The sequence below is a fragment of the Scytonema sp. NUACC21 genome (genome assembly GCF_054684315.1).
Genome location: NZ_BAAFZH010000083.1, coordinates 98,492 through 112,287 on the forward strand (window position 1 = coordinate 98,492; position 13,796 = coordinate 112,287).

Below are 13,796 nucleotides of genomic sequence, written 5' to 3' on the forward strand. Positions count from 1 at the left end.
CAAAGAATACTGAACTATTCATATCGTTTTGTTAAGAAATAGTGGAAATACTTCAGTATGTTTTACTAACATACTATTTTCTCACAAACTTTTATTTCAGGCTACACAAACGAAGCCCGCAGCGATTTGGACTATTGCAATACGTCTCGGATAAGATTTGACCTCCCAAACCACTTCGGTTTTTAATAAGTAATCTTCTGACGGTTCGGGAGTAACCACTAGATCGTTGCTAGACTAGCAGCAGAATTACTGAAGTACGTTTTACAGTCAACTTAACTAGGGGTAAAGATAATAACAGAAGAAGAGAAGATTCACGAACAAGCTGCGGCATAGTTTGAACTTGTCAGAAGGTGAAGGAACTAGCTACATTTCTAGAAATGTGTATAGAGCGCAAGTAAATCGCTAGAATATTCCTCTGTCCCCTTGGTGCGTTTCCATGACCAGCATCTCCTCTGCCCCCTTTTCCCCCGAAGAAATCGCTGATGAAGGTTTGAAGCCAGAAGAATATGAAGAAATTGTGCGACGGTTAGGGCGTCATCCCAATAAAGCTGAACTGGGAATGTTTGGGGTAATGTGGTCGGAACATTGCTGCTACAAGAATTCCCGCCCCTTACTCAAACAGTTTCCTACCACAGGACCCCGCATTCTTGTTGGACCCGGTGAAAATGCGGGTGTTGTAGATTTAGATAATGGTTTGCGACTGGCATTTAAAATTGAGTCTCACAATCACCCCTCAGCTATTGAACCCTTTCAAGGCGCAGCTACAGGCGTCGGCGGCATTCTTCGAGATATCTTTACAATGGGTGCGCGTCCCATTGCTGTCTTAAACTCCTTACGTTTTGGCTCTCTAGAAGAAGCTAAAACACAACGGCTTTTTAGTGGTGTAGTCGCCGGGATCTCCCACTATGGTAATTGCGTCGGGGTTCCCACAGTTGGTGGTGAAGTTTACTTTGACCCTGCTTATTCTGGCAATCCTCTTGTAAACGTTATGGCATTGGGATTGATGGAAACGCCAGAAATTGTGAAATCTGGTGCATCTGGGATAGGTAACCCAGTGCTGTACGTCGGTTCTACCACGGGACGTGATGGCATGGGTGGTGCTAGTTTCGCTAGTGCAGAACTGAGTGATGAGTCTGTAGACGACCGCCCCGCAGTACAGGTTGGAGATCCATTCTTAGAGAAGTCACTGATTGAGGCTTGCTTGGAGGCGTTTAACACGGGTGCTGTTGTCGCCGCACAAGATATGGGCGCGGCTGGGATCACCTGTTCTACCTCAGAAATGGCAGCCAAAGGTGGTGTCGGTATTGAATTTGATTTAGATAAGATTCCTGTCAGGGAAGCGGGAATGGTTCCTTATGAATACCTGCTTTCGGAGTCTCAAGAACGGATGCTGTTTGTTGCCCAAAAGGGACGCGAACAAGAGTTGATTGATATTTTCCATCGTTGGGGATTGCAGGCAGTAGTTGCAGGTACTGTGATTTCCGAACCTATTGTCAGGATTTTATTTCAAGGAAACGTCGCCGCAGAAATTCCGGCTCATGCTTTAGCAGAAAATACGCCACTGTATCTTCGGGAAGTGTTGGCAGAACCACCAGAATATGCACGCAAAGCTTGGGAATGGACGGTTGAGTCTTTACCTCCATGTACGGTGGCTGGCATTGAAATTCAGTCTGGGTGGCAAAGTTGGAATGATATCTTACTGACTTTACTGGATGTACCCACAATTGCTTCTAAACGTTGGGTATACCGTCAATATGACCATCAGGTGCAGAATAACACTATCTTGTTACCAGGTGGTGCAGATGCTGCTGTTATCCGCTTGCGTCCCCAAGAGGAGAGGGGGAGTGAGGGAGAGAGGGACAGAGGGAGGATTTCCAATCCCCAATCCCCAATCTTCAATTCCCAAAGTGGCGTAGCGGCTACAGTAGATTGCAATCCTCGCTATGTTTACCTCGATCCCTATGAGGGGGCTAAGGCAGTTGTGGCTGAAGCTGCACGCAATCTGAGTTGTGTGGGGGCAGAACCTTTAGCTGTAACTGATAACCTGAATTTTGGCAGCCCGGAAAAGCCCATTGGTTACTGGCAATTATCAGAAGCTTGTCGCGGCTTAGCTGAAGGTTGTCGCGAACTGGCAACTCCCGTGACAGGTGGTAATGTCTCTCTCTACAACGAAACTATTGATTCTGAAGGCAATCCACAACCAATCTATCCCACTCCCGTTGTGGGTATGGTGGGATTGATTCCCGAACTCACCAAAATTTGCGGTCAAGCTTGGCAAGCCCAAGGGGATGTGATTTATCTTTTGGGATTACCTATAGAATCTCAAATTGAGTTGGGTGCTTCGGAATATCTAGCAACTATCCACGGTACTGTAGCAGGAAAACCACCGCGAGTTGATTTTGAATTGGAACGTCTTGTACAACAGGTTTGCCGCGAGGGAATTCGTCAAGGTTGGATACGTTCGGCTCATGATTGTGCTGAGGGTGGAATTGCTGTTACCCTGGCTGAATGCTGTATTGCAGCTAAACTAGGTGCAGAAATTAAGTTTCAGTTACCAGCAAATCTACAGGTAAGCGGAATGCCTGTGCGGCGTTGGGATGAGGTTCTTTTTGGTGAGGGCGGTGCGCGAATTGTAGTTTCTGTTGCATTAGAACATCAAGAAACCTGGGAAACTTTCTTAGGGGAACAAGTTGCTAATTACTGGCAAAAAATTGGCAAGGTTGGAAAATCCGAAACAGGTTTGCGGGTTTTAACATCTGATGACCAAACTTTAGTCAGCGTTAGCATAGATGATGTGAGCGATCGCTATTTCAATGCGATTGAAAGGCGTCTAACCATCCAAAACACCTCCAGCTAGGAAAGTTAAGAGTCAGAATTGGTGGGCAATCACTGCGTTACTAAATTAGAGCAAGCAGGGTTAAGGAATTAAAATCATACTCCTAACGTTTTTATTTCCCACTTCATAACGAATCAAACTATTGGCGTTCCTGAGAAGGACTGCGATACTGTTTTAATGGATGGTTAAGAGTTTTTTAAGGCTTTCTAAGACTATCCTTTTGCATATCCCCAATGATTTAACACCCCCATCAGGAGCAAAGCTACCATGATCCCCAACCATCCTGCCTCTCCAAGCGACCATCCAAATTCACTGAAGAACCCGATGAATAACGAAGAAAACCGCCCAGATAAGCAAGAAGAAGCTTGTGGTGTTTTTGGTGTTTACGCACCCGGACAAGACGTTGCTAAACTAGCCTACTTTGGATTGTATGCTCTCCAACATCGGGGTCAAGAATCGGCTGGGATTGCCACCTTTGAAGGCGAACAAGTCCATCTTTACAAAGATATGGGGTTGGTCTCTCAAGTCTTTAACGAATCCGTGTTGGAAAACTTGTTGGGAAGTATAGCTGTCGGTCATACTCGCTATTCCACAACGGGTTCTAGCCGCAAAGTGAATGCTCAACCTGCTGTTGTAGAAACCCGCTTGGGTTATTTGGCATTAGCACATAATGGAAATTTAGTCAATACCGCACAACTGCGTGAGGAATTGGTTGAGAAAAACTGCAATCTCGTGACCACAACAGACTCAGAAATGATTGCTTTTGCGATCGCAGAAGAAGTCAATGCCGGTCAAAATTGGTTGGAAGGTGCAATTCGAGCTTTTCACCGCTGCGAAGGAGCTTTTAGTTTGGTGATTGGGACGAGCAAGGGGATTATGGGTGTTCGTGACCCCAACGGCATTCGTCCCCTTGTGATTGGTACCCTGGAGGAGAACCCAGTTAAGTACGTTCTTGCCTCTGAAACTTGTGGTTTAGATATTATTGGTGCTGAATACCTGCGCGAGGTAGAACCAGGAGAGGTTGTTTGGATTGATGACCAAGGTTTGACGTCTTTTCAGTGGGCTCAACAACCCCAGCGCAAGCTGTGTATTTTTGAGATGATTTATTTTGCCCGCCCTGATAGCGTCATGTACAACGAAAGTCTGTACAGCTATAGAATGCGTTTGGGACGGCGACTGGCTCAAGAGTCTCCTATGGAAGCCGATTTGGTGATGGGTGTTCCTGATTCCGGTATTCCTGCTGCTATTGGCTTTTCCCAAGTTTCTAATATTCCCTACGCGGAAGGGCTGATTAAAAATCGCTATGTAGGACGTACCTTTATCCAGCCCACACAGAGTATGCGGGAATCCGGTATCCGCATGAAACTGAATCCCCTTAAAGATGTGCTGTACGGCAAACGCGTGGTTATTATTGATGACTCCATTGTTAGGGGAACCACAAGCCGCAAACTTGTGAAAGCTTTGCGTGATGCTGGTGCATTGGAAGTGCATATGCGAATTTCTTCTCCCCCAGTCACTCACCCCTGCTTCTACGGCATTGATACTGATACTCAAGACCAGCTGATTGCTGCTACCAAGTCGGTGGCAGAAATTGGCAAGCAGTTGGAGGTAGATTCCCTTGCCTATCTCAGTTGGCATGGAATGATAGAAGCAACGCGAGAAGAATCTGGTAGCTTCTGTTCTGCCTGCTTTACCGGAGAGTACCCTGTTCCCGTTCCCGAAGGTCTCAAGCGTTCTAAGTTAATGTTAGAAAAAGCACCTGTGTAGGGCTTGAAATTGTTGTGTTTTGAACCTCAATCTGTAGCGGACGAAGGGAAATAAAACTTGTATTTTTGTCAGGTGCGTTGAGCTTACGCTAACGCACCATCATTTTACGTGAGAAAATCTATTGTTTTGACATACATTAGAAATCAAGAAAAGCCGCTCCTTTAGGACGGGGCTTGCATCCCATTCTTTTGGTCACAACTCATGACCGAATAACAAGGGGATTATTAAGGGTGTACTATCTTGGCACAGCCATGCAGGTATTTCAATAGGGGAATGAACTGGGCGGGCAAGTTATTTTTGTCAAAAATGAATTCGTGGACTGTGTTATCAATTTCTACCTTGATTTCGTAAGTCAGCATATCTGCTGCCTCACGAGTTAACGACTGGAGTTCTTGGGAGCGCAATAACCCACTTCGATCTACAAGCGATTGTAAGCGCTCGGCTTCTTCTTGACTCATGGTGCTCGTATCGAGAGCGCAACCCTTGACTAAACCCGTATACGATCCAGATTCGTAAAAAGCTAGCCTCATAAGATGACAACCTTAGCTCAAGAGTAATTTCTATTGAAGTTTCATTTTAGATTTATGTCAAAAAGATAGACCGAACACAATTTTATAAGTACTTAAAAACCGCCAGAGATTATTATACCATATTCGGGCGGTTTTTAGGTCGTGGTGGCAGGCGTAGCTGCACTGTTCACACTGGGAGTCCAACCGCATCCCAGGCTTCTTTAACAGCCTGTTGCTCAAGACTATTGCTGCCAAACAAAATGCCTGCGATCGCTTTGCTTTGTTCTGCTGCGTCTTTCATCTTGCTCTTCCTGTTCAAAGCGAGCAAAGTCTTGTACCAGATTGGCCCTGCTTTTTCCCAGGCATAGCCCCCGATCTTTGTTGCCGCTAGATAAAAGGCGTGGTTCGGGATACCTGAATTGATATGAACTCCCATTCTGTCACGAGATCCTGTGTACAGATTTTTGTAGTGTTTGGGTTGGGGATCTGTGCCGAAATCTGGATCGTTTTCGTAGGCTTTCTCTGCCTTAAGGGTACGGATACCCTTAATTTTTGCTCCAGGTCCGAGTATCTCATTGCCTATGTACCAGTCAGCCTCATCGACAGTTTGCTGATTTTTCCATTGAGTCACTAAGCTACCCATAACATCGGCAAAACTTTCATTAAGCGCACCAGACTCGAAAAAATATTCTAAATTGCTGGTGAAACTAACTACACCATGAGTTAGTTCGTGGCCCACAACGTCAAGTGACTTGGTAAACCTAGTAAATAAATTCCCATCGCCATCCCCATAGGCCATCTGTTGACCATTGAAAAAAGCGTTGGACATGGGTCCGCCAAGGGTATCACCAACATGGACGCTTGAACGCAAGGGAAATCCAGCATCGTCTAGTGAATCCCTATCGAAAACCTCCTTGTAAAAATCATAAACATCACCAGAGTTATCGTATGCTTCATTCACTGCTTCATCTCGGCTGGGCAAATCGCCTTCTTTACGCACCAGTTGACCGGGTAGAGGGTCACTATCCCCTTTCATATCGAATATATACCGCTCTTTTCCAGCAATCAGCCCCGCTAAAGAAGTCACTGCTGGTAACGTACCGAGAAGTCGGCGAGTTGTACGGTACTCATTTCCAAGTGATGCAAGTGCTATCTGACGAACTCCAGGATTGTCAGAATCTTTTAGGTTTTCAGCAATGTAGGGCGGGACGAAGCAGCACAGAGGGTTGTGACATAAATGCATAATATTTATTCATCCGTTTTTTGTGAAACTGTTTTTTGTTGTTACTTTTTCGGCAGGTATTGAAGATTTATATTTATTATTTATCCACTTCATAATTTATTTTGATATTACCCCTATGGGTACTATTAAAGGTCTCGCCGAGATACGAATCGGAAAGTCTCAAAGATTGGAAACTTTACCTCACAAGACAACTTTATGAACGAGCTATGAAAGGCAAGATCTCCTCAATTTGTTTCGATTTATTAAGTTAGCTGATGGCACTTACCAGAGGAACTCAAAGAAAGTTTTTTGGAAGAATTTAAGCGGTATTAACAGGAGAAACATATGCTATATATTACGAATTTAGAACAAATGTTAATTAATAAAGGCATTCAACACCCAACCTACGAACCGTATTGAAACCTAGGCTGAGAGTGTTGAGGAGTTGTTAAGGTTTTTAACCGTGCTGTAAAAATTCAATCTTAGGTATTAATGGATCGGAAACAATACCTACCCCGTTAAAACTCCAACGTTGGAGCAAACCTCTTAGTTGAGAACCAGGGATAGATTCTACAGAAAAGCGGTTTGCTACTTCTCCTGCATGGGTATTGAGGTAGCTCATAGCATCAAAGTTTTCGCGAAATAACAGTAGGTAAGTTGAAGCATTATCAGGATTGGGACGTGCCGCCAGATAGCGACCGTCTGCTTTTGACCTTACCAAGTAAAAAATTTCGGAAAACATAGATGGATAGTGGATATGTGGATAGTGGATAGTGGTTAAGAGCTTTTTGATAATTCACTACTAACCACTAACTACTTATTAATTTAGATTTTCCAAGCGAATGCGGGGGTCAGCGACTTTGAGGAGCAAATCTGCTATTAAATTGCCAATACTCAGCAAGACAGCACTCATCACCAAACTTGCCATCACCAGATATAAATCTTGAGCTTGCACTGCTAGTAAGGTTAACCTTCCCAAACCAGGCCAACTGAAGAAATATTCGGCAATGAACGCACCGCCCAGTAAACCCGCTAGTTCAAAACCCAGTATCGTAATTAAGGGGTTTATGGCGTTTCGGAGGGCGTGAACGTAAATCACGCGGTTTTCGGGTAAGCCTTTTGCACGGGCTGTTTGAATGTAATCTTGTCGCAGTACATCCAACAACTCGCCCCGCATGATACGTTGCAAGCCAGCAAAGCTAGTGATACTTAAGGCAATGGTTGGTAAAATCATGTGCCAAACTATGTCTAGCATTTTACCAAACCATGTCAGTTCACTGTGATTGATGCTAGTCATACCACCCACGGGAAACAAAGGTGAGGTGTATTGAGCGAAAATAAGTAGAAACAAGGCGGTTACAAAGCTGGGCAAACCTTGCCCGATGTAGGTTACCACCTGAAAAAGGCGGTCAACCCACTGATTTTGTTTGACCGCAGCAATGATACCTAAGGGGATGGCGATCGCCCAAGTTACAATGAGGGAAGAGATTGCTAGTAGCAAAGTTGCTGGTATTCGTTCCCATAAAAGTGATGCTACCGAGCGTTGGTAAACAAAGCTTGTACCAAAATCTCCTTGGGTCACGATTCGCCACAGCCAACGTCCAAATTGCTCTGGCCAAGACTTATCTAGACTGTCGCAATGATTCGTTTAATGCTCAAACAGCTTGTGTAACTCTCATAACTTTCTTAGAACTTTTCAGACATCCTCTTAGGAGAGGGTTAATGATGCCTAAGGTTTTGGTAGCTCAGAAGCGGTAGGGCTAAGAATCATCAACTGCTCACCACTACCTTCTCGAACAGCCAAAACCAGAGGACGCCTAGAAGAGTTTGCATTTTGAGGTAGCGCCTGGAAGATATAGAGCCAGCCAGCACGATTAATTAATAGACGCCAGACTACAGGTTTTTTTGGATCAGTGGTGTCGTTAACTTCTAGTCCTTGAAGTTTTTCAAACAATCCAATATCCCCAATAACACGAGTCTTTTTCAAGCTAGGATCAAGGGTTATATCCTGGGGACTCCGCCCAAGACCCAAATTTTTATCAGAGCTGACCAAAGTGATGACAGGTAGGGCAGATGTCTCATTTACTGCAGCTTGTCGAGCATCTTCAAGACCTTGCCACCGGGCTATCCAGAAGAGGATCGTTAAAATCCAGGCTACAACAATTAGATCTCTAAGCAGGGATGGGAGGAAAATTTGAACAACTGCTCTCAGCTTACGGATGATCCATAATCTGTGGAATCTCTGGACAAAGCCAGCAAATCGAGACTTTAAGCTATTCGAGTTGCTGATTGCTTGAGTATTTATGGGTTGCTGAACTAGCCATAAAGTAGCTCTAATCAAAAAAACTGTAAAAGTTATAGCTAACATAGCCCTCAAAAATACCCAGATGTTTCCTAGAAATACCTGGATAGGAACAAAGAAAAATGACTGTACAGGCAGATCAAGCGCTATCAATTCTAGCCGGAAGAAGCCAAAATAAGCCCAGCGATAAATCCAGCCTGTGAAGTAGAGAGCAATACTCAGCAGTCCAACCAGACCGGCGAAAGATCCCAGGATTATAGGTTCACTAGTAGATTGAGGAGTTTCAGACACGCGATTTTCTATTCTCTAAAGAGTGACTTAACTATACTTTTGCAGAAATTGACCCAGAAATTAAACTCCTGGGCTAATTATCAAAAAGTTGCAAGTGTCGCTTTAAGCCGCTAAACGAAGAATCTGGTCTAACTCACGTGAGGTGACGGCAAGTCGGCTTCAAAAGCGGACTTTTGGGAGAGCACCTGAGCAATGGTAAAATGTTGTAGTCCTGTACGAAGGCGGGAACAACTGAACAGCGAACACGAAGCCGAAACTTTTGTCATCCAATGGGGTTTTATTTCTTGGATTTGGAATAAAATACACAATAAGCAAGACAAGCTAATTGAACAAATCGGTCAATAGCTATTCCTAAATAACACTGATAATCACCCAAACCAAAGTGTTGTTTTAAATCTCTAATGGCTAACTCAATGGAGAAAAGGGAGCCGTAAATTTCAATGATTTGGAAGCCATTTTTGTGCATTTAGTGTATTTTTATTGCCTTGCAAAGGTTTGAGGCTTGTTTTGACCTCAAAAATGTTTAAGTCCCATTAGTTCCTCTAAAAATGTTGAGTAACGTGGAGCAGTATTAAAAATATGAAAGTCTTTTTTAAGGTACTAGCTGTTTCATTCTTAACCTCTTTTATACTTAATGTAGTCTACTACACTCTAGGTTCTGCCAAAGAAATTTCAGTAGTGCATCCAAAAAACGCAGATCAGGCAGAAATTCAATCTTTTGCCGTGACTTTTCCCCCTGTAGCAAGGGTCATGCTGAAAGAAGGTGGGTCTAGGTCTGGTCGGTTAACTGCTATTGATTCACAGAAGCAACAGTTAACAATTGCACAGGGGGGAAAGTCTCACTCCATAGCTATTTCTCAGATTGAAAAGGTGAAGTTTCAGCAAGGTGATCCAACGGTTCCAGGAGGAAATGATCTACCTCCTATTCGTGGTGAGCAAAGAACTTGGACTGGAATTTTGCTCAGTAACATCAGAATAAAGGATGTCAACAAAGGACGTGCTGAAGTCATTTTCCCACCTGGAATAAGCGTTTCAACCAGAGGAGGAAAACTGAGTTTGTATGTAGTTCAAGAAGTGTTGTTTGAATCTGATGGTAAAGTAACTATACAGATCCTTATTGTTAATTAGTGATTTAATAAACGATAATGCCCCAATAAATCTGTAGCTATGCGTCTTTAAAAAGTTGTTTTGTTATTCAGATGAAAACTAAAGTTGTACCTCTAATAGCATTTTTAATGATTGCTTTGATCTCATTACCTTTTTATTTTCCAGTATGGCTCTTCACATCTCATGCTTTGGCACAATCTTCTGAAGCCCGAAAAACAGAAGCAGATTACCTGTTAAAGCAGGGAAATAGACAATTCAAACAAGGTCAATTTAAGACTGCTCTGCAATTTTTTCAATTAGCTCTAGCTGCTTATAAAGAAATTAAAGACAAAAAAGGAGAAGGAGAAACATTAAAAAATATTGGTAATATTTACTATGCTCTAGGAGATTATAAAAAAGCAATTGATTATCAGCAAGAAACCCTAGCTGTTGCTAGAGAAATAAGAGATCGCGAATTAGAGGCAAGAGCGCTGAATAATCTAGGTATTTCTTATCAAGGACTAGGAAATACTGCTCAACCAAGTGAGTTTTTCTTACAGGCTTTAATGATTGCCCAAGAAATCTCTAACCGTGAGTTGAAGTGGAAGAGCCTTTACAATTTAGGGCGTTTAGCCACCGTTGCAAAAGACTATACCAAAGCGATTCCATTCCTTCAACAGGCTTTAGGCATTGTGCAGACAATTCGGGATCGCAAAGGAGAAGGAGCTGTTCTAGAGGAATTGGAACTCGTTTATGACTCACTGGGGGACAATGCCAAAGCAATTGAGTACTACCAGCAACATTTGGTAATTGCACGAGAATTTCGCGCTCGCTCGCTCGAAGGACAAATCTTAGCCAAGATAGGTAGCGCTTTCTTCTTTCTCAAGAAAAATGCTAAAGCGATTGAATATCATCAACAAAGCTTAGTAATTGCACGTGAACTTAAGGATCGAATATTAGAAGTGAGAGTATTAGGAAGTTTAGGAGCAACTTACTTGGCCCTAAAAGACTCAAACAAAGCAATTGACTACCTTCAGCAACAACTAACTATTTCGCAAGGATTAGATGATAACCCTGGGAAAAGTTCCGCTCTATTAGGTTTAGGATCTGCTTACTATCTTCTAAAAAACTATAGCAAGTCCGCTGAATACTATCAACAGTTTTTGTTGCTAGCACGTAAACTTCAAAACCATCAGGGAGAGGCTGTTGCTCTTGATAACCTGGGTAATGCTTACCGAGAATTAGGAAACTATACTAAAGCAATTGAATATTTTAAGCTGCGACTATTAATTGCCCAGAAGGTTCAGGACCATCGTGCAGAAGTAAAAACCCTTGGAAAATTGGGAAATATCTATCTTCAACTAAGAGACTACAACAAGGCAAGCAACTATTTTAAACAAAGTCTGCCTATTCTAAATAAGGTTGATGATCAAAGACTGGAAGCTTATATTTTTGGAGGTTTAGGAGAAACTTATTACTCACTTAGAGATTATGAGCAAGCAATTAATTATCTTAATCAGAGTCTCTCAATTATTCAAGGAAACGAAAATTATCAGATAATAACTAGAATTATAAGTATTTTGGGGAACACCTATCTGGCCTTAAACAATTACGACAAAGCAATAAACTATTATCAACAATGGCTTGATCTTACACTTAGCGTTAAAGATAGATTAATGGAGCAGAGCGCTCTAAACAATTTAGGAATTGCTTATAGTGATTCAGGTAATTATGCTAAAGCAATTAAAATCCTTAAACAGAGTATCGCCATATCTCAGGAACTTAAAAATCCCAGTGCTGAAGGACAAGCTAATGGAAGTTTAGGAATTGTTTATGACAAATTAGGTGACTATGACAAAGCCTTTGAGTTTCATCAACGTTATTTGACAATTGCACGTAATTTGAAGAACCGCAAAATGGAAGGCAATGCGCTAAATAATTTGGGTACTACCTTCCAAACGCTCCAAGAGTATGAAAAAGCGATCGCTTATCTTCAAAGCAGTTTAGAAATTGCTCGTAAACTCAATGACCTCGATTTACAGGGCAAAGCTTTAGGAAACTTGGGTAACAATTACTATAGGCTCACCAACTATAATAAATCAATTGAATATTATCAGCAGAGTCTATCTATTGCCCGTAACCTCAAAGATCGTCAAGGCGAAGGAATATCTCTAGGAAATCTAGGTGTTGCCTATGGTGAGTTAGAGAATTATGACTTGTCCATCAGCTATATACAGCAGCAATTGGCGATTGCAAGAGAGATAAAAGACCTTCCACTAGAAGGGCAGGCTTTAAATAATTTTGGTAGTATTTTATTTCGCTTTAATAAGCTTACGGAGGCGGAGAGAGCACTACGCAAGGGATTGCAAGTTTGGGAGTCCCTTAGGAAACAATTAGGAGATAACGATACCTACAAAGTGTCCATTTTTGACGACCAGATTCGTACCTATCGTTTACTACAAAAGGTTTTAGTTCTTCAAGATAAACCTGCTGCTGCTCTAGAAGTTGCTGAACAAAGTCGTGCTCAAGCCTTGCTAGAGCTTTTAGCTACACGTTTCACCTCTCGGCAGACTACTCAACCCAATACATCCTCAATAAAATTTGAACAAATTCAACGAATTGCTAGAGAGCAAAATGCCACACTTATTGAATACTCAATTATTTATGAAGATTTTATAACTCAAGGTAGACAGAAAGGAAAGCAATCAAAGCTTTTCATATGGGTGGTGAGTCCTAAAGGTGATGTGCAATTGCGCCAGGTAGACCTTAAGTCTCTTCAACAAGGTCTTCATCCTTTAGAGGAACTTGTCATACAAGCTCATCTCTCTATTAAGGAATCTTTAATTACTGGCAGTGACGTAAATGTAGATGGGTTACGTCAACTTCATCGAATACTTATTCAACCAATCTCCGACCTTCTACCCAAAGACTCAAACTCTCATATCGTTCTTATTCCACAGGAAGATTTATTTTTAGTTCCCTTTCCAGCCCTTGTGGATAAAGATGGAAAATACCTAATTGATAAACACACTATTCGCACTGCTCCTTCGATTCAAGTTTTAGGTACAACCCATCAAAGACGACAGCAAATTTCTAGATCAGCCAAAGACATAGTGGTAGTTGGTAATCCTACCATGCCTAAGATATCCTGGGTCCCTGGTGAACCTCCTGAACAGTTAGTTCAACTACCAGGCACACAAACAGAAGCTGAGAAAATTGCTCATATGTTCAACGCCGAAGCAATTACTGGTAGTCAAGCAATAAAAACTGTCATCCTCAAAAGGCTACCAAAAGCAAGAATTATTCACTTGGCAACTCACAGTATTTTGGATGACATGCAAGGACTACAAAGTACCATAGCCTTAGCTCCATCTGCTAATGACAGCGGTTTGCTAACTGCTGAAGAAATTCTAAACATGGGGCATCAGGCAGATACCAGACTCAATGCTGAGTTAGTTGTTCTAAGTGCCTGTGCAACTGGAAGTGGGAGGCTTACAGGGGATGGAGTTATTGGACTTTCTCGTTCTTTACTAGCAGCCGGTGCTCCCAGCGTAGTGATTTCTTTGTGGTCTATCTTCGATAGTTCCCCAACCTATCTAATGACTGAATTTTACAAAAATCTTGAACGCCAGCCTGAAAAGGAGCGAGATCAAGCTAAGGCGTTACGTCAAGCAATGTTGGATACTAAGGCTCAATATCCTCAGCCTGGGCACTGGGCTGCATTTACTCTCATTGGTGAAGCCAAATAAAGGGTTTGTCCACTTCTGGTGATGCGGTCAAGTA

Annotated in this window: 9 protein-coding genes and 1 pseudogene; 5 read left to right on the forward strand and 5 right to left on the reverse strand. The window is 42.5% G+C overall.

All coding sequences use genetic code 11. The annotated features are described in order from the left end of the window. The first annotated feature begins 436 nt into the window (after nt 1-436). Both purL and purF read left to right on the forward strand, forming a co-directional pair. Nucleotides 437-2,857 (forward strand): phosphoribosylformylglycinamidine synthase subunit PurL, encoded by a 2,421-nt coding sequence (gene purL, locus ACYRY3_RS19770; RefSeq protein WP_460203315.1) that lies wholly within the window; start codon nt 437-439, stop codon nt 2,855-2,857. A 246-nt stretch (nt 2,858-3,103) separates the two neighbouring features. Beyond that, a complete protein-coding gene (purF, locus tag ACYRY3_RS19775; protein WP_460203316.1) occupies nt 3,104-4,603 on the forward strand; it encodes an amidophosphoribosyltransferase in 1,500 nt (499 codons plus the stop codon). 224 nt (nt 4,604-4,827) lie between these two features. On the opposite strand, the gene ACYRY3_RS19780 is transcribed toward purF, so the two are convergent. From ACYRY3_RS19780 to ACYRY3_RS19800, 5 genes and pseudogenes are all read right to left on the reverse strand, one after another. Continuing rightward, a complete protein-coding gene (locus ACYRY3_RS19780; protein WP_460203317.1) occupies nt 4,828-5,133 on the reverse strand; it encodes a protealysin inhibitor emfourin in 306 nt (101 codons plus the stop codon). 166 nt (nt 5,134-5,299) lie between these two features. After that, entirely contained in the window at nt 5,300-6,355 is a 1,056-nt protein-coding gene (locus ACYRY3_RS19785) for a M4 family metallopeptidase (RefSeq protein WP_460203318.1), read from the reverse strand. Between the two features lie 436 nt (nt 6,356-6,791). After that, entirely contained in the window at nt 6,792-7,076 is a 285-nt protein-coding gene (locus ACYRY3_RS19790; RefSeq protein WP_460203319.1) for a hypothetical protein, read from the reverse strand. A 78-nt stretch (nt 7,077-7,154) separates the two neighbouring features. Continuing rightward, nucleotides 7,155-7,964: pseudogene (locus tag ACYRY3_RS19795) on the reverse strand (ABC transporter permease); the annotation flags it as partial. A gap of 99 nt (nt 7,965-8,063) precedes the next feature. Beyond that, nucleotides 8,064-8,927: a hypothetical protein gene (locus ACYRY3_RS19800; protein WP_460203320.1), complete on the reverse strand. Its 864-nt coding sequence runs from the start codon at nt 8,925-8,927 to the stop codon at nt 8,064-8,066. Nucleotides 8,928-9,119: 192 nt separating this feature from the next. Between ACYRY3_RS19800 and ACYRY3_RS19805 the strand changes: the two genes are divergently transcribed. The 3 genes from ACYRY3_RS19805 to ACYRY3_RS19815 all read left to right on the forward strand — a co-directional run bounded on the left by ACYRY3_RS19805 (nt 9,120) and on the right by ACYRY3_RS19815 (nt 13,762). Continuing rightward, nucleotides 9,120-9,272, forward strand: coding sequence for a hypothetical protein (locus ACYRY3_RS19805; RefSeq protein WP_460203322.1), 153 nt, complete (start codon nt 9,120-9,122; stop codon nt 9,270-9,272). A gap of 234 nt (nt 9,273-9,506) precedes the next feature. After that, entirely contained in the window at nt 9,507-10,055 is a 549-nt protein-coding gene (locus tag ACYRY3_RS19810; RefSeq protein ID WP_460203323.1) for a hypothetical protein, read from the forward strand. Nucleotides 10,056-10,126: 71 nt separating this feature from the next. Further along, the gene (locus tag ACYRY3_RS19815) at nt 10,127-13,762 is read left to right on the forward strand and encodes a CHAT domain-containing tetratricopeptide repeat protein (RefSeq protein WP_460203324.1); all 3,636 of its coding nucleotides are present in this window, start codon (nt 10,127-10,129) and stop codon (nt 13,760-13,762) included. The last annotated feature ends 34 nt before the right edge of the window (nt 13,763-13,796 follow it).